The 26,252-nt window shown below is 29.9% G+C and carries 25 protein-coding genes; 16 read left to right on the top strand and 9 right to left on the bottom strand.

Annotation, left to right across the window (positions count from 1 at the left end; translation table 11 throughout):
• Positions 1–31: 31 nt before the first annotated feature.
• The 4 genes from P3X86_RS20525 (at position 32) to P3X86_RS20510 (ending at position 1,900) form a co-directional block, all read left to right on the top strand.
• Positions 32–154: a hypothetical protein gene (locus tag P3X86_RS20525; protein ID WP_483294615.1), complete on the top strand. Its 123-nt coding sequence runs from the start codon at positions 32–34 to the stop codon at positions 152–154.
• A gap of 31 nt (positions 155–185) precedes the next feature.
• Positions 186–308 (top strand): hypothetical protein, encoded by a 123-nt coding sequence (locus tag P3X86_RS20520; protein ID WP_483294614.1) that lies wholly within the window; start codon positions 186–188, stop codon positions 306–308.
• 315 nt (positions 309–623) lie between these two features.
• Entirely contained in the window at positions 624–1,187 is a 564-nt protein-coding gene (locus tag P3X86_RS20515; RefSeq protein ID WP_483294613.1) for a hypothetical protein, read from the top strand.
• Positions 1,188–1,225: 38 nt separating this feature from the next.
• Complete coding sequence (locus P3X86_RS20510; protein ID WP_483294612.1) at positions 1,226–1,900, top strand: YdcF family protein; 675 nt, start codon at positions 1,226–1,228, stop codon at positions 1,898–1,900.
• A gap of 143 nt (positions 1,901–2,043) precedes the next feature.
• Here P3X86_RS20510 and P3X86_RS20505 read toward each other — a convergent pair whose 3' ends face one another.
• The 5 genes from P3X86_RS20505 to P3X86_RS20485 all read right to left on the bottom strand — a co-directional run bounded on the left by P3X86_RS20505 (position 2,044) and on the right by P3X86_RS20485 (position 6,834).
• Positions 2,044–3,270: a TolB family protein gene (locus tag P3X86_RS20505; RefSeq protein WP_483294611.1), complete on the bottom strand. Its 1,227-nt coding sequence runs from the start codon at positions 3,268–3,270 to the stop codon at positions 2,044–2,046.
• Between the two features lie 61 nt (positions 3,271–3,331).
• Entirely contained in the window at positions 3,332–4,807 is a 1,476-nt protein-coding gene (locus P3X86_RS20500; protein WP_483294610.1) for a HAMP domain-containing sensor histidine kinase, read from the bottom strand.
• A gap of 10 nt (positions 4,808–4,817) precedes the next feature.
• Entirely contained in the window at positions 4,818–5,495 is a 678-nt protein-coding gene (locus P3X86_RS20495) for a response regulator transcription factor (protein WP_483294609.1), read from the bottom strand.
• A 221-nt stretch (positions 5,496–5,716) separates the two neighbouring features.
• Positions 5,717–6,268: a GNAT family N-acetyltransferase gene (locus P3X86_RS20490; protein ID WP_483294608.1), complete on the bottom strand. Its 552-nt coding sequence runs from the start codon at positions 6,266–6,268 to the stop codon at positions 5,717–5,719.
• On the bottom strand, positions 6,262–6,834 hold the full coding sequence (locus P3X86_RS20485) for a GNAT family N-acetyltransferase (protein ID WP_483294607.1): 573 nt from the start codon (positions 6,832–6,834) through the stop codon (positions 6,262–6,264). The genes P3X86_RS20490 and P3X86_RS20485 overlap by 7 nt, the downstream gene beginning before the upstream one ends.
• A gap of 167 nt (positions 6,835–7,001) precedes the next feature.
• Here P3X86_RS20485 and P3X86_RS20480 point away from each other — a divergent pair, with 167 nt between their 5' ends.
• Positions 7,002–7,283, top strand: coding sequence for a hypothetical protein (locus P3X86_RS20480; RefSeq protein ID WP_483294606.1), 282 nt, complete (start codon positions 7,002–7,004; stop codon positions 7,281–7,283).
• Positions 7,284–7,329: 46 nt separating this feature from the next.
• Here P3X86_RS20480 and P3X86_RS20475 read toward each other — a convergent pair whose 3' ends face one another.
• Positions 7,330–9,147: a YcaO-like family protein gene (locus P3X86_RS20475; RefSeq protein WP_483294605.1), complete on the bottom strand. Its 1,818-nt coding sequence runs from the start codon at positions 9,145–9,147 to the stop codon at positions 7,330–7,332.
• A gap of 28 nt (positions 9,148–9,175) precedes the next feature.
• Positions 9,176–9,514 (bottom strand): YlbF/YmcA family competence regulator, encoded by a 339-nt coding sequence (locus P3X86_RS20470; protein ID WP_483294604.1) that lies wholly within the window; start codon positions 9,512–9,514, stop codon positions 9,176–9,178.
• Between the two features lie 164 nt (positions 9,515–9,678).
• Between P3X86_RS20470 and P3X86_RS20465 the strand changes: the two genes are divergently transcribed.
• Positions 9,679–10,113: a hypothetical protein gene (locus P3X86_RS20465; protein WP_483294603.1), complete on the top strand. Its 435-nt coding sequence runs from the start codon at positions 9,679–9,681 to the stop codon at positions 10,111–10,113.
• Positions 10,114–10,319: 206 nt separating this feature from the next.
• Here P3X86_RS20465 and P3X86_RS20460 read toward each other — a convergent pair whose 3' ends face one another.
• Complete coding sequence (locus P3X86_RS20460) at positions 10,320–11,924, bottom strand: sigma 54-interacting transcriptional regulator (RefSeq protein ID WP_483294602.1); 1,605 nt, start codon at positions 11,922–11,924, stop codon at positions 10,320–10,322.
• Positions 11,925–12,196: 272 nt separating this feature from the next.
• Between P3X86_RS20460 and P3X86_RS20455 the strand changes: the two genes are divergently transcribed.
• Positions 12,197–12,835: a TetR/AcrR family transcriptional regulator gene (locus P3X86_RS20455; RefSeq protein WP_483294601.1), complete on the top strand. Its 639-nt coding sequence runs from the start codon at positions 12,197–12,199 to the stop codon at positions 12,833–12,835.
• 148 nt (positions 12,836–12,983) lie between these two features.
• Entirely contained in the window at positions 12,984–14,696 is a 1,713-nt protein-coding gene (locus P3X86_RS20450) for a sigma 54-interacting transcriptional regulator (protein WP_483294600.1), read from the top strand.
• A gap of 198 nt (positions 14,697–14,894) precedes the next feature.
• Here the strand turns inward: P3X86_RS20450 and P3X86_RS20445 are convergent, their stop codons facing one another.
• A complete protein-coding gene (locus P3X86_RS20445) occupies positions 14,895–15,761 on the bottom strand; it encodes a serine hydrolase (RefSeq protein WP_483294599.1) in 867 nt (288 codons plus the stop codon).
• A 205-nt stretch (positions 15,762–15,966) separates the two neighbouring features.
• On the opposite strand from P3X86_RS20445, the gene P3X86_RS20440 reads away from it, so the two are divergent.
• The 8 genes from P3X86_RS20440 (at position 15,967) to P3X86_RS20405 (ending at position 25,920) form a co-directional block, all read left to right on the top strand.
• A complete protein-coding gene (locus P3X86_RS20440; protein ID WP_483294598.1) occupies positions 15,967–17,814 on the top strand; it encodes a sigma 54-interacting transcriptional regulator in 1,848 nt (615 codons plus the stop codon).
• Between the two features lie 398 nt (positions 17,815–18,212).
• The gene (locus tag P3X86_RS20435; RefSeq protein WP_483294597.1) at positions 18,213–20,069 is read left to right on the top strand and encodes a peptide ABC transporter substrate-binding protein; all 1,857 of its coding nucleotides are present in this window, start codon (positions 18,213–18,215) and stop codon (positions 20,067–20,069) included.
• Positions 20,070–20,164: 95 nt separating this feature from the next.
• Positions 20,165–21,112, top strand: coding sequence for an ABC transporter permease (locus P3X86_RS20430; protein ID WP_483294596.1), 948 nt, complete (start codon positions 20,165–20,167; stop codon positions 21,110–21,112).
• Positions 21,113–22,072: an ABC transporter permease gene (locus P3X86_RS20425; protein ID WP_483294595.1), complete on the top strand. Its 960-nt coding sequence runs from the start codon at positions 21,113–21,115 to the stop codon at positions 22,070–22,072. It abuts the gene before it with no gap.
• 12 nt (positions 22,073–22,084) lie between these two features.
• Complete coding sequence (locus tag P3X86_RS20420) at positions 22,085–23,152, top strand: ABC transporter ATP-binding protein (RefSeq protein WP_483294594.1); 1,068 nt, start codon at positions 22,085–22,087, stop codon at positions 23,150–23,152.
• On the top strand, positions 23,142–24,080 hold the full coding sequence (locus P3X86_RS20415) for an oligopeptide/dipeptide ABC transporter ATP-binding protein (RefSeq protein ID WP_483294593.1): 939 nt from the start codon (positions 23,142–23,144) through the stop codon (positions 24,078–24,080). The genes P3X86_RS20420 and P3X86_RS20415 overlap by 11 nt, the downstream gene beginning before the upstream one ends.
• 22 nt (positions 24,081–24,102) lie before the next feature.
• Positions 24,103–25,092, top strand: coding sequence for a C39 family peptidase (locus P3X86_RS20410; RefSeq protein ID WP_483294592.1), 990 nt, complete (start codon positions 24,103–24,105; stop codon positions 25,090–25,092).
• A gap of 6 nt (positions 25,093–25,098) precedes the next feature.
• Complete coding sequence (locus tag P3X86_RS20405) at positions 25,099–25,920, top strand: C40 family peptidase (RefSeq protein WP_483294591.1); 822 nt, start codon at positions 25,099–25,101, stop codon at positions 25,918–25,920.
• Positions 25,921–26,252 lie beyond the last annotated feature (332 nt).

The following is a 26,252-nucleotide window of genomic DNA, read 5'->3' as shown; positions in this document are numbered from 1 at the left end:
CATTGATAGAAGAAGACATAGGGGGCTAAATATGAAGAGTTTAAAAAAGAGTAATAAAAACAAAGGATTAACTTTAGTCGCTAATATGTGTGCGTGTGATTGTGGATTTTGGACTATTAACTCATATGCAGAGCATGTATTTATTAGACACTAAAATCCTTAATTAAACGATAGGAGAAACTATAATGAAAAAATTAAAAAGAGGGAACAAAAGAACCAACTTAACATTAGTTGCAAATTATTGTCCTTGTAGTTGCTGGAACACAATACTATTTAAATACAGCGAACATGTTTGGATTAAGGGATAACAATTTGTATATCTATAAGTGAGAGATATTATTGTAATTTATTAACTTAGAATATGATTGTATAAAAATAAAAGATACCCATTAATTATATATTCAATAATTAGGGTATTTTTTTTGTAGTCATTTTAATGATTTGTAAAGGATATATTAATAACATGTTTACATAGGAGTTCCCAATATGGAAAATACCTTTAGTTAAATATATTAAATATATGATATAATTAAGTATTAATAAAAAATACCTAAATTGCTGTTATGATATAAGTGTTAATGAATTCAAAAGCATGAAGGGATTCTTATGCTAGGAGGAAAAGGATGATTGTAGATGAAAAAAAGCTTTATGAATTTACTCGTAAATATTTTAGAAGCATGCATATACAGCATTATACTATTTTACTTTCTCTATTAGCATTATTATCCTATTTGACAAATAACAATGAATTTGATGTAGTTAATATTCTTATAACAATAACAGTTGGTATTGTTGCAGTTTTCTTATTTCCAGATTATTTAAAAGCAGAAACAAACAAATCTATCAAAGAATTCTACCAAACTAAATATGATTATGAAAATAAAATAGCAATAGTTTGTAATATTAAAAAGATTGACGGACCAACTTTTGGAGTATTAGTAGTAGATAGCGATGGTATGTCATTTGCACCTTTTAGAGATAATTTGATGGATGAAAAATTTTCTGTTAATAAAGAGAAGATAGTAAGTATTGAAATGCAAATAATTAGTATAAATTTGTTTAATCGAGTTTTTTATAGAGAGTTAGGTGAAGGGATATTTTTAGTAGTTGATGACCGCAGGATTATACTGCAGACAGCTGAGGCAAGTAAAGTATATAGTGCAATGAAAAAGGTATTAGCTTTTTAAAGAAAGGAATTTTTTATTAACACAAAGGAGGGCTTGAAGTGATACCCAAATATCCTGAATTAGTGGAGTTAACAGACAAGCAGATACAAGAAATAACAGACATTGTTTTTGGCGAAGATAAAGATGTAGGAAATCATGACGTGATTTTCGTGTTTGGGAGTACGCATCCGTTATGTTATGAAACTACACTAAAAGCGTATAACAATGGACTAGGAAACGATATAGTGATATCAGGAGGAAATTCAAAAAGTAGAGATAAACATAAAGATTGGAAGTATGGGAGTAAATCTGAAGCAGATGCAATATCAAGTAGATTGATTGATAAAGGAGTACCAATAGATAAATTATATATAGAAGAAAAAGCTACTAATAGCAAAGAAAATGTTATTTTTACTAAAGAGATTTATGATTTTACAATTGTTAAGAGTATACTAATTATAAGTAAGAACTATGTTGCAGGCAGACAAATGAGAACGTTAAAGAAATATATGCCAGATAATATAAAAGAGATAAATCAATATTCATACAATGTATATATAGAAGATGGTTTAACTTTTGGAAGATACGACTGGATGAAATATGATAAAAGTAAGTCGTTGATTTTAGGAGAATACTTAAGGATTTATCATTATGGAAACAGAGGAGATATAGAGAAACTTAAAAAACCAGTTGAAGGGTTAAGTGAATATGTAAATTCGTATAATTTAGATTAGATAAAAAAATGGATTGTTTGTACAATCTATTTTTTTATTTGATAGAGAATGAAATCCTTGATTAGAAGGCGGGGTTCATATATACAGTGCTACCATATATATAGGTAGCACTGATAAAGTAAGCAAATAAAAATAAACTTAGTTTACTTAAAACTAATATAATTTAGCGCTCTAGTATTAGATTCATAGAATACTAATTTCTTGCTGTCATTTGACCATTTATATGATGTAGCAAATGAATTTTTCTTAACATAGGAGATGTTATGCAGTCCATTTTTATCAATATTTGCAACATATATATCATTATCATATTCAAATGTATCTTCTTTTCTAATAGATTGTGAAACAGAGTAAACAATTTTATTTTGATCTGGTGCTATACTAAAATTTATACCATCAGAAGCAAACAGCTTGCTTATTTTATGTGTGTTAATATCATATAAATACAATCCACTTACACTCTCTACTAGTGCATCAAAAACAACAGTGTTATTATTAAGAAATTGAAAGTTATGCAGTGCATTTTGAGCTTGTGTTTTTGTCGTAGTATCTAATTCTAATATGCTCGTTATTGATTCTGTTTTGGTATCTAGATGGTAAAGACCAATTTTTTCAGTATTTTTTACATTTTTTCTACCAATGAAGTAGATGCTTTTTCCGTTTGTGCTATAATATTGGCCATTATTAACATAGCTAATTCTATCATTTAGGTTAATATTTTTTTCTATATTTCCCGTTTTATTTATAATATAGAATGTATGATTTGCTTTGTTGTATTTAATTAAAAAATTACTATCTTCAGTCCAATTTCCAATTAGGTAACTATATTGATTATCGTTAACACTATTATTTAGTGATTTTAGTTTGTATTCATTTGTTTTTCCAGAGTATATTTCATATATATAATTTTTATCATTTTTCATAAAATCTATATATTTTCTATCAGGGGAATAGCCCGAATTAGAAGTTATATCAAATACTTTGAGATTTGTTAAATTATATTTTGGAATAGAAGGGTTAGGATTATCTATTTCAATCTGATATGTACTTCCAGATAGCTTCCTGTGTAGCTCAATTTCTTTATCGTGGGTGCAATTATCTAACTGAGTTTTTATCTTATCGTATTCTTTGTTCATTCCTAAGATTATACGATTTTCTCCATCAAAATGCAAGAGGGCAGTTACATTTTTCAAATTTACAAAGTTTCGTAATTGTACAACATCTATTGTATTTTCTATCTCATACTCTTTTTTGCTCAATACAATAGTTTTATCTTTATACAAAATATTTGAAGAACTAATTAAATAACCTACAGCAACTATACTCAGTATAAAAATTGGTAGTAATAATTTTATGATTTTTCTTTTCATGTTTTTCCTCCATTTATATTATGAATATATTCATATAATAAAACATTGATATATATATCTTTTAAATAGATGTTGTCAAATTGTAAACATTTAAAGGAATTTTCAATTTTACTTTAGTTCCTATGCCTTTTTTACTATCTATGGAAATAGTACCCTTATGTTTACTGATAATTAATTTTACAATGTATAGTCCTAAGCCACTGCTTTCTCTTTTGCTTTTATTTACTCTGTAAAAGGGCTTATAGAGATTATCTAAATTTTCATTATCAATTCCGATTCCATTATCTTCGATTGTTATAACACAATATTCAAGCTTTTTATATAGCTTAGTAGAAATACAACCATTGGTATCTGTATATTTAATTGCATTGTCTATAATATTAGCAAATGACTGGCGTATTCTGAAATCATCACATATTACTGTTATATCATTAGCGATATCTGTAGATATTTTGATACCTTTTTCCTTTGCTTTTATTGTCATATCGTTTATGATATCTTTCAATATATTAGATATATTATGTTTAGAGAAATTATATTTCATTTTTGAGTCCGATTTAGCAATATTTAAAATATCTAAAACTAGAGTATTCATTCTAGTTGATTCATTCATTATTTTTCCTAAAGTAGAATATACAAAGGTTTTATCTTCTAAGTCATGATCATTTAAGATCTGGCAGTATCCTGAAATGATAGTCAATGGAGTTTTTAATTCATGGGTTACATTGTCAAAAAATAGTTTTCTATATTGATACATACGAACAAGATTGTTTCTCTCCACTTGCAGTTCGTTTAGTTGTTGTTTTATTTTATTTTTCATTATATTAAAATTGTCACCAAGTTCTTCAAATTCATCATTAGTTTTGATTTCAATGGAGTGATTATAATCTCCTTCTGCTATTTTGGTAGTTGCGTTGCTTAGTTTAACAATAGGTCTAGTTATTTTTTTAGAAAGTAAAAAGATAAATATAAAAAGGCATAGAAATGCAAAAATTAAAGATAAATTTATATATTTTATTAGAGTAATGCTTGTTTCATTTATATGGGTATAATCAAAGATATATCTTATAATACCTACATTTTTATGATTAATTACTAAAGGAACGCAGGAAGAAACGAAAAGCTGATTGTTGTTATGTATAAGGGTATATGCACTATTTTTCTTTAATGCAGCTTTAAAATCATCACCTGAATTCATGATCTCATCTACATTTCCATTATCATATATTGAGTCAAATAAAAAGTTGCCGTTATTAGAATAAATGATAAAACGTTCTTCGAATTTGTTTGATAATACAGTACCTATATTAGATACATTCTCAGCAAAGGCTTTAGGATTAGCTGATATTCCATTTGATTTAAGATATTGTATCAAATAAAGAGATATGTTGTACGAATGTTTAGCTATATCTTCTTTTATAATTTGATTATTATTTCTATTAATAGTACTGCTTACAAATATTGATGTGATAGCAAATATAACAGAAAAAATAATCAACAAAAAAACTGTCATTTTGTATCTTAAAGAAAATCTCATATATTTCCTCCTAAAGGATTTTATACCCTACACCAAAGATTGTTTTGATAATAGAGTTATCTTTAGTATCGCCTAGTTTTTTTCTAAGTCTTTGAACATGTACATCTACAGTTCTAGAATCTCCTTCAAAATCATAGCCCCAAACCTTTTCTAAAAGTTGCTGTCTACTCAAAACCATATTTCTATTTTCAGCCAATGTTAAAAGCAAATCAAATTCTTTTGGTTTTAATCTTACTAACTTATTATCTATAGTAACTTCATAGCTTTTCCTATTTATTAGAACAGCGTCACTTAACTCTATAATATCATCATTTTTTGTTGTGATGTTTTTGTACCGCCTTAAAATCATTTTAACTCTAGCAATAACTTCTCTTATATCAAATGGTTTTGTTATATAGTCATCTGCGCCTAAATCCAATCCAAGTAATTTATCATCAATATCATTTTTTGCAGTGAGCATAATAACAGGTGATTTATTTTTAGAAGCTATTTTTTTGCATAGTGTAAATCCATCCATATCTGGGAGCATAACATCAAGTAGTGCAATGTCGAAGTTATCATTTTCAATGAATTTGATGGCTTCATTCCCATTAGCAGCTTGAAGAATAGTAAAATCTTCTTTATTAAAGGAGTATACTAAAATTTCTCGTATAAAATCATCATCTTCAACTATTAATATAGTATCCATAGCTTATTGTCCTTTCTAATTGATTAGTTAATTATAATATAACTCAAAGTTTGTATACTTATAATATCAAATACTTATTGCCAAATTGTAAACAATATAGATTAGGTTTATTTAATATACATCGTGGTAGAATTGTTATGGAAGATAGTTCGATTATATAAAACAAAAAGAGATGTAGTATTATAATGATTTAACATGATAACTACACCTCTACAAATGCATTAATAATCTTTTTTTAATATAGCATAACACTTTCTATCTTCCAAAATACCTTTCTTTGTAACTATTTTTCTAAGCTCAGCTTCAGGAGTTAAACCACATTTTATCAAAACTTTACCAGATGCTATATTGTCGATATGATGGCGAGCGCAAATTTGTTCAAAGCCGATTTCCAAAAAAGCTAGTTTTATTGTGCCTTTAGTTGCTTCTGTTACTATTCCTTTATTCCAATAATCACGTCCTATGCAATAGCCTATATCACAGCATTTATTTTTATTATCAATATGCAGTAAATTTATAGAACCAATAACTTTGTTACTATCTTTTAACTCTATAGCCCATAGATAATATTCATTGCTGTCATAATTTTTTATCCATGAATTGATAATATCTCTAGTCTCATGAATACCATGGTGTGGTTTCCAAGACAAGTATTTAGCTACCTCTTTGTCAGATGCCCAGTTATTAAACATGTCTTGAGCGTCATTAATAGTGAATCTTCTAAGTATGAGCCTATCTGTTTCAGTGAGTTTAGTTCCGGTATGATTTAACATTGTATAACATTCTCATATTCATCTCTTAAGACAGAGTAATACTTAATATCAACTAGATTACCAGTGTTATCTAAAGCATATTTTCTAAAGAGGCCTTCATATGACAGACCACATTTTAGCATGACTTTTCCAGATGCAGGATTAAGAGTATTATGTCTAGCAGTTATACGTTCAAAGCCTATCTCAGTAAATCCAATATGTATCAAAGTTTTAAAAGCTTCTGTTACAATACCCTTATTCCAGAAATCTCTTCCTATACAATAACCAGCCTCACAGCTATACGTTTTGTTGTTAATATTCAAAAGACTGATAGAGCCAATAATAGTATTAGTATCCTTTAATACTATAGCCCATTGATAGTATTCTTTGTTTTCATAACTGTTTATCCATGAATCAATTATGCCTTTAGTAACATCAATATTAGTATGAGCTTTCCAAGTCATATATTTAGTAACTTCAGGATCAGATGCCCAGTTATTATACATATCTTTAGCATCGTCAGCTTTAAACTTTCTAAGAATGAGCCTATCAGTTTCAACATCCATAGTACCAATATGATTAAGCATAACAATATCTCCTTTAAATTTATTTTAAGTAATATTCTATATAATAAAGAAATGATTGTCAAGATTATATTTCATTGTACCCAAAAGTAAACATGCTACATATGATGTATTGAGAACTAGCATATTCTATTATTAAAATATTTTAATATAAGTATAGGAGGATTAATATGGTAGATATGACACCTGATTGTGGTCATAAAGACAAATATAAAAAAGGAATGATGAAATCAATGCACCATATGCATCACATGATGGGTATGCATTGTATGATGGTTATGTGCTGTGGTATGATGTCTATGAACGATATGCAAGGTATGCATCAAATGATGAGTATGCAACCGATGGGTGGCATGCATCAAATGATGAGTATGCAGCCAATGCATGGTATGCATCAAATGATGAGCATGGACCCAATGATGAGTATGCATCCAATGGGTGGAATGATGTAATATATAGAAATTTAAAGGGCTACCTTCAACGGTAGCCCTTATCATATTAAATTAGATTTGTTAGCATATTTTGGTCGATTTTATTTAATAAATACTTATCTTTTAATATTTTATAAACATCGGTATTTGTATTTACTAAACAATGTTTTTTTAAAGAGCATTGTTCACAATTAAAACACTCAATTTGACCATAGGTATTTAGTATTCTATTACTATCTCCAAAATCGGAGATTACACCCTTGATAACCATGTGAGGATATACTAAGTTTAAAAGAGTCATAGCATCATCATCAGGAAGCTTATCAGCTTTAGTAGCTATAAAATCTCTAGCACATTTATAATATGTTTTTTCTAGACTACTGTATGGCATAGAGCTCATGTGGTTAACGTAACCTTCTATTGTTTCATAGGCTTTGTTATAATCACCAAGCTTAATGTATAAAGCAGTTAAAAAAAGATCAACTTTAGAGTAGTACCAAGGGAATACATCTTTAACATTGATATTTAAAAATTGAGTAATATTTGCTTCTTTATTGTAATCGTAAGTTTTAAAAAATGATATTATTTCAAGTATTTGTTCATTGGTTAAAGTATCTAAATTCCTTATATATTTCTTGATTTTATTATATTTAGAGTAATCATCTATAGCTTCTATATCGTCAATACCTTCAATTTCGCTAAAATTAGGAACTATAACATGATAACTTGGAAAACCTAAAAAAGATACATCTCTTACAAACACATCATGACCTTGTTTTTTCAGTAAATTTACTAAAAAATTTAAAAGAGTTTTATTATCGCTATGCTCAAATTCTTCAAATTCAGTAAATTCATAAGAAGGATTAGATGCAAACAATTCAGAAGGATACAAACCACTTCCATTAACAAGAATACCTATAAGATTGTTTTTTTCATTTTGGATTTTTGGGGTATAAGAATATTCTTTTACACCTTTCATATTTTTAATATCTTGCCCTTGTAAAAGTTCAGTTAGAGTTCTTTCCAGAGCTATTTCAAATACTGGGTGAGAACCAAGCTTGATAAAGTAAGTTTGGTCATCTTTATTAAAATATATAAGACCAACTACAGGATAGCCCTTACCCAAAGAGCAATCCTTGATGATAACATCATAGTTTCCACTAGCTCTAATCTGAGTTATCATAGACAATATTCTAGGATATCTCATTAGATAATCATCAGGAACAGTGGGAGGAGTGATTTTATTTTCTATAATATATTTATTGACATACCTTTCAAAGACTTCAGATAAACCTTGAACTATAGCTTCATATGCACTATTACCTCCACACATACCATTAGACATGTACATTTTAGATAACATTTTTATAGGTATATGTGAAATATTATTAGTGTTTATATTCATAAATGGCAGACTAATAAAATCGCTAGGAGTGGATTCATAAGAAACCGTCTTCCATTTCTTTAAAAGATCTAGCTTAGATAGATCAGTTTTCATATTATTAAATTGTGTTGTAATCCATTCCTCATCACTAGAAATAATATCATCATAACTTTGGTTAATTTCATCGGGGGCATAATAAAAACCATTATGCATCAAATTTTCATGGCTCATATCTGAATTAAGTCTAAAAAAAGTTTGATTTTGTAATCTTTCCATCATTTCTCCATATGCGCTAGCTAAAGCGTAACGATAAGATGTGCCTTTTCCATTTGTGCGAATATTTGTGTTTGCAACACTAAGATTAGTAGAAAAAAAGTCTGTAGCAGAATTTTGCCAACCTACTTCAACTGCAAGTATATTTAAGCTAGTTAGTATATTTCTAATATTATTTATAGTATCAATAGGCATAGCATCCTTAAATTTATTGCCTAAAAAATCCAATCATATCCCTCCATTATTACCACTCATATTATGACCTCTTCAATTCAGAATCTAAAGCAATATTTATGCTTTTATACAAATTGAATAAAAACTCATTGTATTTTTTTTCTGCTGTCATTAGCTTTTTAATTTCTGGTATTTGAGACAGATTCATAAACTCTTTTTCAAGCTTAGTTGCTTCAAATTCTTTTTGAGCAATTTGCATTTTACTGTTCATCAAATTTAAGCGTTTTTTCTTAAATGAATCTATTTTATTTTTTATATCAGGGTATTTTTCTATTTCTAGCATAGCATTTTTAAGTTCTGCAAATTGTTTAGATTTTTTTATTTCATTAACAAAATTTTTTTTCAGTTCAATTAAACTCATAGTGTGCCACCTTTCATAGATAGAAGTACTCATATCAGTATATGTAAGTAGATTATAAAAGGTTAAAGAGGCGGTACTTGCAAATAAGAAATATTTTTTTAGTATTTAGTGGTATAATTGTAATAGATATAGGTGGTTGAGAAATAAGTTTACAGAGAGGTGTTATGATGTTGTCAAAGAGTAAGTTGATATTAATTAATTTTGTTATATTACTTGTGTGTGTTTTAATTATTCCAGTAGTCCCAGTTGGCAAATTATTATTTACAGATGCACAAGTGGTATCATTGTTTCCATACGATTATTACCTTATAAAAGATGATTCACCTGCGAGTTCATTTGGTGAATATTTAGAAGATAGAGGATGGATATATTCTCACGAGGGAGAATGTGGGTACTATTATAGTAAAGGTAATCAACAGAAATATATCACAAGAGACATGATTATAACAATGTATTTTAGAGATTCTAATGTTGGTTTCTGGAAAGATATGATGACAGTATTAAGTTTCCCTAAGTTTCTGTTATACATTGCTTATCCGTTTATTTTGATAGTTATCATTTTTTTATTAATTATTACATATAAAAGGTTAAAGTGCTAAATAGATTATAAAAATATGTTTTTATCTTACCAAGCATGACCTGAAGAGAAATGTCAAGAAGAACCAACATGAAGCTTAGATTTTTTTTGACAGTAACATTGTAAGCTGTAATCTAACAAGAATATAATCAAAAATTACAGCTTACGCAAGACAAAAAACACCAAGTCATCAAAGACCCACGAAGATATTGTAGCATTATTAGAATTTTAATTATCTAACATTATGTTATATCTCTTAGCTTTATTTATAATAGTCGTATGAGATACACCTAAAGCCTTAGCTGCTTTTCGGTAGCTTTTATGCTTATTTAAAGCTTTAACAATCGCTTCCTTTTCACATATTTCAACAACTTCTTTTAGCTTGATATTTTCAAGCTTAGCATGAGTATTTTGGGAAGGTGCTATTTCTTTATTAAAGTTTATAATTAAGTGCTTAATTTGCAATATATTATCAAAGCACAAATTCATAGCTCGTTCAATAACATTTTGTAGTTCTCTAACATTTCCAGGCCAATTGTACTCCATAAGACTTTTTATAAAAGACAGCTCAGCACCTGAAACATTCTTTTTTAATTTTACATTTAGTTTATCGATAAAGTATGAAACAAGATTAGGTATATCGTCAAGTCTATCACGTAATGGAGGAAGAAATATAGGTATTACATTTAATCTATAATATAAATCCTCTCTGAATTGACCACTTTTAATCATAGCTTCTAAATTCTTATTAGTTGCAGCTATAACTCTAACGTCTACAGGTTCTTCTTTGTTACTTCCTATTTTTCTGATAACACCTTCTTGAAGAACTCTCAAGAGTTTAGCTTGCAATACCATAGATAGTTCACCTATTTCATCTAAAAAAATAGTTCCACCATCTGCTTCTTTAAACAAACCTTCTTTATCAAATTGATTTGCGCCAGTAAAGCTACCCTTTTTGTATCCAAAGAGTTCACTTTCTATTAGATTGTCAGGAAGAGCAGCACAGTTTATAGTAACAAAGCGCTTGGCATTTCGTGAGCTTAAGTTCCTTATTGCTTTAGCTAACAGCTCCTTGCCCGTACCACTTTCACCTCTCAACAAAATCGTAGAATCACTTTTAGCTACCGAAGAACACAAGTTTTTGCAACTCTCAATAGCAGGACTACTACCTATTATTTCTTTAAAAGCACCTTTTTCAGTAAAAGAAACAACATTGGCCATTTCAATAGCTTGCTTAATATCCTTTATAGAAGCTACAACGCCTATAGTTTTATTGTTATCATCTTTGATAGGTCTTCCAGTAGTTAAATAATGACTTTTACCTTTTTCGGTTTTTAAAATGATTTCAACATTGTCGTATTTTTCACCGGTTTTAAGTAGTTTAGCCATCAATGTATTTTCACCAAATATTTCGTCTAGGGTTTTACCTATAACCTCTTCTTTTTTATAGTGAAGTATCTTTTCACAATAATTATTGTAGTATTCAATTTCAAGTTTATTATTGATAGCAATGATACCTTCATCAACAGAATCTATCATAGCCAATAACTTTTTTTCATTTTTTTCCTGTCTAAGCAAGTCTATTTCACGAACTTCGATAACATCTTCAACACTATACAAAGATGATATTAGTGCTTCCTTAGATTTATTTGAGATATCCTTTATTTTAATACTACCTTTCTTAGGTAATACTTCAAGTGATATTAAACTAATATTGAGTTCGTATACCTTACTGAGTAAATCAAGTGCCATCCCAATACGATCTCCAGATATAATTTCTAAACGAGTATATTTTTCGGTAGTCTGTTTTAAACTATCGGATTTATTATTCATTCAAACACCTCTTTAGGGTTATCATAGTATTTATAAATATTATATGAATAAAATCAATATATTACAATAGCATGAATCCTATTGATAGAAAAAAAGAACTATTTAAGTGGAGTAAGCTCTATTTTCTTGTCAAAAATATAAGCTTGTATCAATTTGGTAAATCAATAAAATGTAATTTAATATAATCTATTGACTAATTGTAATATATAGTATATTATTACATTAGTGACCACGTGGTCATTGTTCAATGATAATAATACTAGGAGACTCAAATGACCTTAGAATCGTTTAACAAGTTGACAAAAAGTAAACAGGAAAACATCATGAAAGTTGCAACAAAAGAGTTTGCGATTTATGGATATAATAATAGTTCAACTAATAGAATTGTTAAAGAAGCAAAGATTGGAAAAGGTAGTTTGTTTAAGTACTTTTTAAATAAGGAGCAATTATATTTTGATGTTTTGGATTATACCATTAATGATTTTAATAAAGTAATAAAAAAATATATATTGCAATTCCCAAAAGATGTATTTGGGAAGATTATTGCTTTTGCTCAAATTGAGATATCATGGCATATTGAAAACCCAATTTTTCATAAACTAATCAAAGATGCTTTTACTAATGATAGATCGGAGATACATACAAAGATAATAGCTAAATACGGAAATATATGTGATAAATTATATGAGCAGTTGCTGAATGATTTAGATGTGTCTGAGCTAAAAGTTGACCAGAAAAAAGCTACAGATATATTTAAATGGTTTATTTGTGGTTTTAACAAAGATTATATAGAAAACTTAGATGAGAAGCTTAGTATATCAGAAGTAAAAAAAGATTATATCGCGAAATTTAAATCTTATTTAGAAATATACAAAACACTTTTTATAAACGAAAGTGATTGTAGCAAATAGATTACACATCTTAATAACTTTCCCCAAAATAAGTTAGATATAAGAGAGTATAGTTAACATATAATTTTGGTTAATAGCACTTTTTAAAACTGCTATGTATTAATTTAACTATTACTTAGATAACATATTATAATATGGAGAATAAAAAATGAGAGTTAATAGATTAGTTAGAATTATTATAACATTATTGAATAAGGGAACAGTGACTGCGAAGTACCTAGCAGACAGGTTTGAAGTCTCTACTAGAACAATTTACAGAGATATAGATGAGCTAGTATTATCGGGGATACCTATTTATACGAATAAAGGCCATGGTGGAGGTATTAGCTTAGTAGAAGGACACACTTTAAAAGAGACTTTTTCACTATTTCTAGACAGTGATGAAAAACAAGAGTATGCAGGTGATAAATATGATTTTCAAGATGAAGGCAGACTACAAATAGATATAATATCAAAAATATGGGAAAATTTTGTTGAAGAAATATACTTTGATAAAAATTTACTGAAAGAAGAGATACTACGTTCATGGAAGCGGTGTAAGAGTAATAATGTATCACTATCAGATTTCGATATAAAGAATCTAATGAGACCGGATGAAAAACAGAAATATGTGCTCAAATATCTTCCAGAGTATGAACTTGATGAGTACAGGGAATTTTACAACATTGTTAAAAATCTAAATATGGATATCAGTATATACGATAAAGATGCTAAGTTAAAATATATTATAAGCTATGATGACAAATTGGATGACCTATATCCTAATGTAGGTTATTTTGTAGACGTATCTGAGAATGTATTAGGGACCAATTCTACATGCATAGCTCTTAGGGAAAACAAGCCTGCTTTGGTAGTAGGCTCTGAACACTATAAAACAATGTTTCATGAATATAGCTGCGCTGCTGCACCATTTTATGATTCGAAAAATGAAATTTGTGGCACGATAAATGCTTCGTTTACTCATAGATCTGTAAACAGTGACACCTTAAAAATAATTTATAATATTGCTAGATTATATGAAGTTATAATACTAAAGAAAATAAACTATAATAAACATCTAGATTATCTTAGGAGAGAAAGAAGAAAGATGGATCTCTACACATTTGATGATATTATTGGCGAAACGAACACTATTAAAGAATTAAAAATTACTGCACAAAAAATAGCAAAAGCAAATGCATATATATTACTACATGGAGAAACTGGTGTAGGAAAAAGACTTTTTGCAAAAGCTATACACAATAGTAGCGATAGAAGAGACAAACCGTTTATTTCAATAAATTGCAGTGCTATACCAGACTCATTAATTGGAAGTGAGTTATTTGGCTATAAGTCAAAAGGTTTTGAAGAAGCAAGTAGAAAAAGCCTTTTTGAATACGCAAATGGTGGAACAGTATTTATAAACGAAATAGAAAAAATGCCTATATCTGCTCAAGCTAGATTAGTAGACTTCCAACTAGACTATCAGACGTATGATTATGGTTCAGCTCCTATAAATACAAGAGTTATTGCAGCGTCAACGGTGGATTTAAAAGAAATCATAAAAAGAGGGGGCTTTAGAGAAGATTTATATTATATGCTAAGCATTATAGAATTAAATATCCCTCCATTAAGAGATAGATTAGAAGATATTGAATTGATAACTAGGGAATATTTAAAAAAATTCAGTATTAAAAACAATATGGAAATAAAAGAAATTGACATAAAACTCTATAAATACTTTAAAGCATACGAATGGCCAGATAATATAACTCAGCTACTAAATGTGATAGAAAAGCTAATAGTATTATCTGATGATAAAGTAATAAAAGAGGATTACTTACCACAATATATAATAAACACTAAAAAGAAATATTATTAAACAAGGACTACTCAGTACTTCCAAAGTAGACATTCTAATTAATAAAAATTAGGTATCAACTTTGGGGGTATTTTTTATGTTAAAATTACTACATCATACGATATAAATAGTGAAATTCATCAAAAATTTGCGCCAAAATACTTTATTTACTTGGCTGAGTGGTATAGAATATTAATAAGAATAATTCAGTTTATCACGCTAAAGTATTGTCGGCTTATTACTGAAATAATCATAGATCAATTTGCCTACATAGTTCATAGATTTTATAGCTATGTTGTTGTCAGTTAATTCTTTTGTCAACATAACAATGATGTATTTTTGATTATTTATAGTCATGATACCTGCATCATGAACAATACCGTTTATTTCACCAGTTTTGTGAGCAAAGGGTATTTTATAACTATCAATTTCATCAACAGATGTTGCGCATTTATGACAAGTAAGTTTTGAAGAAATCAGAGTATTGCATTTGCCACAAGTGACTAAATCTTTAGATAAATATCCATTATGTTGCTGTTTATGTAGTATAGACATAGCAACGTCCATTAGTTCTTTGTTTAAGACTGTCGAGTTAAGAAAAGTTTCTAAAATGTGGCAAGTATCTTTTGCAGTAGTATAGCTATATACACCTGGTATAACTCGCATTAGTTTTCTAGCAATGTATGTATTATTTATATTCAACTGATGAAGAGTGCTATTTATGTTATCTTTACCTAAGATATCAAATAGCATATTAGTAGCAGTATTATCACTTACAACTATCATAAGTGTAATGAGATCTAAAAAGGTTAATGGAGTATCATTATGCAAAAGCTTTAAAACTCCAGAGCCATCAACTTTTTCGTTATCAGGAAGCTTGAAGATTTGGTCTAGATTTAAAATCCCTTTAGATACTTGATGTAGAGCTTCATATAAATAATAAAGTTTTATAATGCTAGCTGCATGAAATCTTGTATCTTGGTTAATAGAAATAGTGGTCTTGTCTTGAACGTTTTTAACAATTAAAGCATATTCATAATCTGAAGAATCAAGAAAAAGCTTTAATTTCTTTTTTAATTCAATCATAGTTGAGCTCCTTTTAATAGATTTAATTATTAGTAAAGATTTGAGAAAAAATAGATTTTTTAAACTTAATTAATTGCAAAATGTATGCCAAGATAGTTAAAATAGATATTATTTACGAGAGGAGGAAACTTACTTTCTAAATCAGTCAGGCAGATAAATGGGTTATAGTATTAATTTGACTAATTTACTTAAGTAAGGAGTATTTATGGATAATATGAACTTAGAATTTTTAGATATTATAGATGTAATGAATGAAGGTATTATTTACATAGATAGGAACGGAATAATAAAGCTATATAGCGAAAAAGCTAGAGAAATTCTCGGACTTAAACGAGAGTGTAAATATGCTCATGAGGAAGGGAAAGTTAAAAATGGAGATATTGTAATAATGGGCATAACAGCGCTTGGAGTAGATGATGGACAGCTATCACCAAACGATTTTAAAATGATAGGAATAGATCCAGTTCATCTTAAAGAAGGTTACTCAGTAGCGTGTATTGGAAGATATGGGAGTGCTATAGGAAATAGTCACTATAAAACTAGTTTGAAAAGTTCAACAGAAAGAATGGTGATGAAAAGGGCAATTGATGATTTACATATAGAAATAATCATAGATTTTGTAGATAGGTATATAGATATTACTATAAACGGAACACTTTATCGCAGTAATTTTAACAACGATTTTGGGCATATGGTAATAGTTGATGGACAAACAAAGAAAGTAAAGTTCTATCAAAGTATAGGATATACAGCTTGGAAAGAGGATATAAAAAGTATAATAAATAAAGGAAGCTACTATGAGAAGAAGATAGGTATTAACGAAATTGTACCTATAAATACAAATATACTACAAAACCATAAAGATTCTAAACTTTTACAAGATTTCATAAGATGTGCTAAAGGAAGTAAAAAGATATATAAGAGACAGCTTGCTGTAATAAATGGATTTAGCGTTTTGTGTGGTATGAAAGAAGTAAAGAGAAAAGGACAGACAATAGGAGCAGTATTATTAATAGAGGATATATCTAAGCTAAAAAACATAGAGAATCAAAGAAATATAGCATATAAAAAATTACAAAAAGTAGAGGCAGGATTAGATAGCCAAAACATATACAAGAAGCTATTTCCAAAGGTAATAGGATCAAGTGACGGTATAATAGAGATAAAAAAACTTGCTTATAAAGCTAGTAAATCTAATTCAAACGTACTAATACTAGGGGAAAGTGGAACAGGAAAGACAGTGTTAGCAAGAGCAATACATGAAGCAAGTGATAACAAAAATAAACCATTTATACAAGTTAACTGCAACTCTATACCAGAAAGTCTTTTAGAAAGTGAGCTTTTTGGATATGAAAAAGGAGCATTTACAGGTGCAAATATAGGGGGGAAAAAGGGCTATTTTGAGATGGCAAATGGAGGAACGCTGTTCTTAGATGAAATAGGAGATATTTCAAAGAATATGCAGGTTAAATTGCTAGAGGTGATACAAAGTAAAAAGTTCTATAAGGTTGGTGGAAATAAAGAAAAACAGGTTGATGTAAGGATAATAGCAGCAACAAACAGAAATCTAGAAAATGAAGTTAAGAATAATAATTTCAGAGAAGACTTATATTACAGAATCAATGTATTTCCTATTCAGATAATACCTCTCAGACAAAGGAAAGAAGATATTTACGAGTTAGTTGAATATCTTATACCTAAAATATGTGAGAGAGTAGGAACGAAATTGAAAAGGATATCAGGAGAAGCATATAATAAACTAATGATGTATTCTTGGCCTGGTAATATTAGAGAATTGGAAAATGTACTAGAACGTGCTGTAAACCTTTGTGATGACTTAAATATATTATCAGAAAACATAATGATTAACATAGACAAAAAGGAATTGGGTCCAGTAGTAAACTATATGAAACCATTGAAAGAAACAATGAATGAAATAGAAAAAGAGGTTATAAAAAATGTAATGATACATACCAAAGGAAACAAAAAAGAGGCTATGGAAATATTGAAAATGAAAAAATCTAGCTTTTATAAAAAATTGAGCAATATATAGTTCCATATTATTGGAAACCAAAGATATAGGTCTATAGAGCTAAATAGTTCCAGTTAACTGATTTTAATAGATTGAAAAGAAATCTTTTAAAAAACTTTCCGTTTGTGTGGAAAGTGAGGAAAATGGCTTTGTAGACCTATTTGTCATTATAAGTATTCCGAAAATTCGGAATCATATAAAAATTACATGCTTTGAAGTTAAGTAAAATAGCCGAATCGTGGTTGGCATATTAATTGCTATACATATCAATAACCCATATTTTATATAAATATAAAAAAACGGATGCCTTGACATCTCAAATCCAAAATATTTTTAGTTCAACAACTAAGAACTCTATCCATAGTAAGAAGTGTCACTAAAGAGAATTTTCAAATTTATTAATATAAGGGAGGATATATATGAAAAGAATAATTGCTTTAATTTTAGTATTGTCTATGTTATCACTAGTAGGTTGTGGAGATAAATCTGATGATACAGCAACAAGCGGAGCTTATGCAAATAAACAAGAGTATTTAGGGACTTATTCGGATGAAATAACAACAATTAACTACCTAGTTACATCTACGACATTGGAGTTTGGGCTAGCAGCAAATTTTGTTGATACTCTAGTGGACTATGATAGATACGGAGTATTAAGACCTTGCTTAGCAACAGATTGGTCAGTTTCTGAGGATGGACTTGTATGGACGTTTAATATTAGAAAGGGTGTTAATTGGTATGATAGTGAAGGTAAAGAATACTCAGAAGTTACAGCACAAGATTTTGTAGATTCACTAGAATATATATTTAACCAAGAAAATGGTTCAAAAACTGCAAATATAGCATATAGAGTTATAAAAAATGCAGAATCATACTACAACAAAGAAATCACTGATTTTAGTAAAGTTGGAGTTAAAGCAGTAGATAAATATAAGCTTGAATACACATTAGAAAAAGCAGTTCCATACTTTGAATCAATGCTGACATACTCCTGTTTTTTCCCTGTTAACGGGAAGTTTCTTAAACAACAAGGGAATAGATTTGGAACAAGCAATACAAGTATATTATATAACGGAGCTTATATAATGGAAACATTTGAGCCACAGAATAGAAGGATACTAATTGCAAATGAAAACTATTGGGATAAGGATAATGTATTTATAAAGAAAATAAAATATAAATACAACAAAGAAGCAAACACTCTAGCACAAGAGCTATACAATAGAGGAGAGATTTCTCAAGTAGCAATACCATCAGCTTCCATAGATGCATGGATGAATGATCCTAAATCAAAAGATAAAGTTAGACCAGCATTACCGAGTTTTTATACTTATTTCTATGCTCTTAATTTTGATCCTAATTTTGACGCACAATATGAGCCTGAGAACTGGAGAAAAGCTGTTAATAATAAAAACTTTAGAAAGGCGTTTTTCAACGGTTTAGATAGAATAGCAGCTATGACTACAGCTGAGCCATACAGTCCAGAAAATAAAATAAACAATACAGTTACACCAAAGAGTTTTGTTGCTGTAGGTGGTAAAGATTATACTCAAATGGGTGAGCTTGCGCAAATAACAGCTAGAGATTCATTCGATGAAACTAAAGCAGTAGAGTTTAAGAAAAAAGCAATGGATGATTTAAAGGGCAGTGTTACATTTCCAGTAAAGGTTATGATGCCATATAATACAGGTGGTAGTGAGGCTAGTCAAAGAGCACAAATAGTAGAACAACAACTTGAAAGAACGCTAGGAACAGATTTTGTAGATGTAATGATTGTTCCATTTCCTCCATCTGGATATCTTGGAGCTACAAGGAGAGCAGGAAACTATGCATTGCAAGAAGTTAACTGGGGTCCTGATTATGCTGATCCTGAAACATATACAGATATGTTTGTAGTTGGATCTACTTATAATTTTCCAGAGAAATGTACCGAGATCAACGAAAATAATAAAAAGACATTTGATGTATATATAGAGTTGGTAAATAATGCTAAAGATGAGATAGTAGATATAGAAAAAAGATACAATCTTTTTGCGCAAGCAGAAGCATATCTTATAAACGAAGCATGGATTATTCCATATGGTGTAGGTGGTGGAGGATATATATCATCATTACTTAATCCTTTTGAAGCACCTTACTCACCATTTGGTGTATCATCAGAGAGATGGAAAGGTCAAAGAATACTAGCAAAACCTATGAATACAGAAGATTATAACAATGAAAAAACTAAGTGGCAAAAAGAAAGAAAAGAAGCATTAGAAAAAGCTAGTAAGTAAAAAAGAGTTTTCTAAAGCTGTTTGCATAGGGCTGGGCCCTAGGGGAGTGTTTCTCTAGCACTCCCAAGTTTATTTAACGAAAGGGGCGTGAATGAATGAAAAAATACTTTATAAAAAGACTTTTTAGATCGTTACTTACACTATTTATAGTTATAACAGCTGTTTTTTTACTTATGCGAATGATGCCAGAAGAAGGGTATTTTGGTGAATTTGGCACAGATAAATTAGATGAAATGCAAAAAGAAGCTATTTTAGAAAATATGGGTCTAAGAGATCCAATACATATCCAACTAAAGAACTTTTACTTAGGATTATTTAAAGGGGATCTAGGCAAATCATTAGTATATAGACCTAACATTCCAATAAGAGAAATAATATCAAAAAAAGTTCCATATTCATTATGGTTTGGTCTAGTAGCATTGTTAATATCTTTAATTAGTGGTTTGTATATGGGTATAGCAATGGCCAGAGAAAAAAATAAATTAACAGATAAATTAGGGACTACATATATAGTATTTATTAGAGCAGTACCGGCAGTAGTATATTATTTATTTATACAAATCTATATAACTAGTTTACTCAAATTACCAATATTATTTGATATAGATGAACCAACAAGTTGGATTATACCAGCTATATCAATGTCACTAGGAAGTATTGCTGGATATGCAATGTGGATGAGAAGATATATGGTAGATGAGCTAAGCAAAGACTATATCAAGCTTGCAAGAGCTAAAGGACTTGGTAATAAAAAGATAATGTTAAAACATGTGATGCGAAATGCATTCGTTCCAATGGCGCAGTACCTTCCAGCTTCGATTCTTTTTACCATATCAGGTTCTATATATATAGAGTCGTTATTTTCAATACCGGGAATGGGAGGACTACTTGTGGATGCAATACAACTGCAAGATAACAATCTAGTTCAAGCGCTCGTGTTGATATACTCATCAGTTGGGATCATTGGATTGTTCTTAGGAGACGTATTAATGGCATTGATTGATCCAAGGATAAAATTACAAAAACATGGAGGGGGAAGATAGATGAAAAATACAATAGATATAAACAATATTGATCCCTCGCTATTTAAGGTAGCTAAATTTAATGCACAATCATCAGAATTGACGGGATATTCAAATTATTCTTATTGGAGATCAACATGGCAAGTTTTTCTTAAAAACAAAATAGCAGTTATACTTATGTTTGTTATAATAGCTCTTTTAATATTTACAATAATACAACCATACCTACCATACCAAAAGTCACCCACCAAGATATATATAAATGAACAGACAGGTATGCAACTTAGAAATGAATCACCAAGTAGTGAATTTTGGTTTGGGACAAATTCCATTGGGCAGGATTTGTGGGCTAGGATATGGAGTGGAACAAGAACCTCACTATTTATAGGTTTATCTGTAGGATTTTTTGAGTTGATAGTTGGTATATTTATAGGTGCTATTTGGGGATATGTACGTAAATTAGATGCACTGATAACCGAGATATACAATGTTATCACAAACATACCTACGACTATTATACTTGTATTGTTTGCATACATAATGAAACCGGGATTATTTACAATAATATTTGCTATGTGTGTAACACGCTGGACCAATATGGCTAGATTTGTTAGAAATCTAATAATAATTATAAGAGATAGAGAGTATAATCTTGCCTCAAGATGCTTAGGAACTCCAACAAATCGTATAATCTCTAAAAACTTGTTACCATATTTAGTTTCAGTTATAATGCTCAGGTTGGCGCTTGCAATACCACTAGCAATAGGCTCAGAAGTGTTTTTGACTTATATAGGAATAGGATTACCGGTAGATGTACCATCACTTGGTAACTTAATAAACGAAGGACGTGTATTTATGATGGTACCATCACTCAGATATCAATTGCTTTTTCCAGCGATAATACTGTCAGTTATAACTATTTCTTTCTATGTAATGGGTAATGCGTTTGGAGATGCATCAGACCCTAAAAATCATATATAGGTGGTGATATTTATGGATGATAAAAATAATATAAACCAAAAACCTATAATTTCTGTTAAAGACCTTGTTGTGAAATTCACATTGAGAGGAAAAGAATTAACAGCTATAAGAGGTGCATCTTTAGATCTATTAGAAGGAGAAAGTTTAGCAATAGTAGGAGAATCTGGTTCAGGAAAATCAGTATTTACTAAATCCTTTATGGGACTACTTGATTCAAATGGATGGGTGGATTCAGGGAGCATAGTCTATGACGGAAAAGTTATCTCAAAATATAAAAAAGAAAAAGAATGGCTTAAAATCAGAGGAAAAGAAATAGCAATGGTATTTCAGGATCCCATGACTTCACTCAATCCTCTTAGAACAATAGGTTCACAAGTACAAGAAGCTGTAGAATTACATCAAGGGCTAAAAGGATTAGAAGCAAAAAAATTAGTATTAGAGATATTAGATGATGTTGGTATACCACAGCCAGAAGCTAGGTATAAGCAATACCCACATGAGTTTTCAGGAGGTATGAGACAAAGGGTAGTTATAGCGATAGCAATAGCATGTAACCCAAGAGTCTTAATATGTGATGAACCAACAACAGCACTAGATGTAACTATACAGGCTCAGATATTACAGTTACTAAAAAACATGCAGAAAAAATATAGTCTTTCGATAATATACATAACACATGATTTAGGAGTAGTAGCAAATGTAGCAGATAGAATTGCAGTTATGTATTCAGGAGACATAATAGAGATTGGTAATAGTGAAGAAGTTTTTTACAACCCACAGCATCCTTATACTTGGGCATTATTATTATCACTACCACAGCTGGGTGTTAAGGGTGAAGATTTATACTCTATACAAGGAACACCACCTAGCTTGTTTAAAGAAATAAAAGGAGATGCATTTGCACCAAGAAACCCGTATGCATTAGAAATAGACTTTATCCATAGGCCACCATATTTTGAGGTTAGCCCAACTCACAAAGCACGTACTTGGCTATTGCACCCTAGCGCACCAAAGATAGAAGTTCCAAATGCCATAAAGAAATTGCATGAAAAGCTAGGGGGTAAGAAATATGGAGAATAAATCAAAAGAGATACTATTACAGGTTGAGGATTTAAGAATAGAATTTGGTAAGGCTAGAAATAAATTTGTAGCAGTCAATGACGTTAGTTTTAATATATATAAAGGAGAAACATTTGGTCTAGTTGGAGAATCAGGCTCTGGAAAAACAACAATAGGTAGGGCTATAATGAGAATAAATGAAACAGCAGGAGGTACAATCAAATTTAGAGGTAAAGTAATAAATGGGAAAATAGATAGATCGTTAGATAAAGAAGTAACAGAGAAAGTTCAAATGATATTTCAAGACCCTATGGCATCACTTAATGAACGAGCAAAAGTAGATTATATAGTATCAGAGGGATTATACAATCTAAAGAAATTCAGCTGCGAACAGGAAAGAAAAGAAAAAGTAGAAAGAGCATTAAAAGATGTGGGGCTTCTGCCTGAGTTTGCAAGCAGGTTTCCACATGAGTTTTCAGGAGGGCAAAGACAGAGAATTGGTATAGCAAGAGTATTAGTTATGGAGCCAGAGTTGATAATAGCAGACGAACCTATATCAGCACTTGATGTTTCAATTAGAGCACAAGTATTGAATATATTATCAGCATTAAAGAGAGAAAAAGGATTGACTTATCTATTTATTGCACATGATTTATCAGTTATGAGATTTATAACAGATAGGATAGCTGTTATCCATAAGGGGAGAATAGTGGAGTTAGCTGAGACAGAGGAGTTGTTCAAAAATCCACTCCATCCATATACAAGAGCATTATTATCAGCAATACCTCAGCCAGATCCAGTCTTAGAGAAGCACAAGAAAATAGAAATATATGATCCAAACTGCCATGAATATGAACAAGACCCACCTAAGTGGCACAAACTTGATAGCGATCATTATATACTAGCAAATGATAAAGAACTAAAAGAGTATAAAAAGTGTTTGAAATAATAGCAGGAAGGAGAGATAAAAAGTGTCAGCTACAATATTTTATGAACAGGATAGTTTTACGAATGGAGTCTGTAAAGATATTGTTATAACAGAAAGTAGTGAGCTACAGTTAGCTGATAACGTAGCCTCAGGAGTTTATGAATCAGAAATCATCAGCACAGACGAATTTAAAGACTTAGTGGTATCATGGAATAGCACAACATACAAAGACACATATATAGAAGTAAAAGTAAGTATAAATGTAGAAGGTGATTGGTCAAACTGGTTATCCTATGGACGGTGGTCAAGTGATGGACTAAATATAGGAAGTGAGAAAGGTCAAAATGATGAAATAGCCAAGTTAAATATAGATGTAGTCAAACCTATATGTGGGAAGGCAAAAGATATAAAGTTTAGGGTAGAGTTAAGTAGAAACAAAGTTGGGGTGAAGGGTCCTTCTATTAGGTTTATTGCATTTACAATGACTCTTACTAAAAAAGATATTATGGATAGAGAATTTATGGATATTGATATAGCGGTGCCAGCAAGATCTCAATTAGTAGTACCAGAAATCGGAGGTGTTATTTGCAGTCCGACATCTCTCTCAATGGTAATGGAGTACTTAGGAGTAAAAGAAAATACAGAAAGAGTTGCTAAAGGATGTAGAGATAACAATCTTGAAATTTATGGTAATTGGTCATATAACGTTGCTTATGCAGGGGAAAAAGGTTTTAGAGCATATGTAAAAAGATGCAGCATAGAGGATGTGCATGATCTAATAAAAAAAGGTATTCCATTAGTAGCATCAATAAAAACGAATAGTAAAGAAGAGTTAGAAGGGTCTGTACAGAGTTATACAAGTGGTCATTTGATAGTCATAAGAGGTTTTGAAAATAGAGAAGGAGAGCAGTATATAATAGTAAATGATCCTGCATCGCCACCTGAGGTAAGTATTAAGAGATATTATAAAGTAAAGCAGTTTGAAAAAGCTTGGAAGAATATTGTTTATGTTTTGTCAAAAGAAGAGAAGTGATAAATCGTGAGTGAATATGCAGTTGTAAAAAATCCAGTAGTTTCAATAAAAGGTCATCCAAAATCAAAAGGAGAACATATAGATGAGGCACTACTTGGTATGGTTGTAGAAGTATTATGGGAAGATGTAAATGATTTTTTGTTCGTACAAACTGATTACAACTATAAAGGGTATGTAAAAAAAGATGATTTGATTAGGAAATACGAGGAGGTAACAAGCTGGAGAAATAATAATAAAGTAATTGTGACAGGTGGCTATGTAGATATTACCCAGGACACATCTTATAATAGTTATATTATAAAATCTGTAGTTAAAGGTACTTACCTAAAGAATTTGAGTGAAGTTAAAGCCAACCGCTTATTAGTGGAACTTCCAGATGGGAGTGTAGGCTGGATTAGAAATAAGTATGTAAAAGAAAGAGTAAAGCTAGACTTTAGTGTTAATGAGGATGAGATTAGAAACAACATAGTGATAACTGCATTACAGTATCTAAAAACACAATTTAGATGGGGTGGTAAAACTCCATTAGGAGTTGATAGCTCAGGGCTAACATCTATAGTGTATTTAATAAATGAAATAGCTATCTATAGAGATGCAGAGTTAATGTATGATTATTTTGTGGATATTGGTATAGAAGATATAAAAAAAGGAGATGTCTTATTTTTTCCAGAACATACAGCGATATATATAGGTGAAGATAAATTTATACACTCATCATCCATAGATTCTGGAGTAGTAATACATAGCCTAAATCCAGAAGACGAAAACTATAAAGGAGAGCTAATATCTACGCTTAAAAAAATAGGGAAATATAAGGGCTTTAAATAAAGAAAACTAAGAGTCTGTCATTTTAGGATTGCAAACTAACTAAAATATAAACAGGTGATTAGATTATCCCCTTATTTCTATTATTGGTAAAGCCTTTATCAGAAAAAAGAGTTGCATTAGCAAAATAATTTGCTAATGCAACATACCTTATCAAAATTATATCAATATCTATTCTCTCATAGTTATTGTTCCAGAACTTGAAGTTACACTACTCTTAGTAACATATGCCTCAGGAGTATCATTAAACTTAATGTCTTCTATAGTAATACCTTTTGATGTCATTGATTTTAGAGTGTTAGAAAGACTCTTTGTACTCATTGCTGTGCTAGAGG

It is taken from the genome of Abyssisolibacter sp. ZYX002, assembly GCF_056892235.1.
This window is presented reverse-complemented; position numbering and strand designations above follow the sequence as displayed.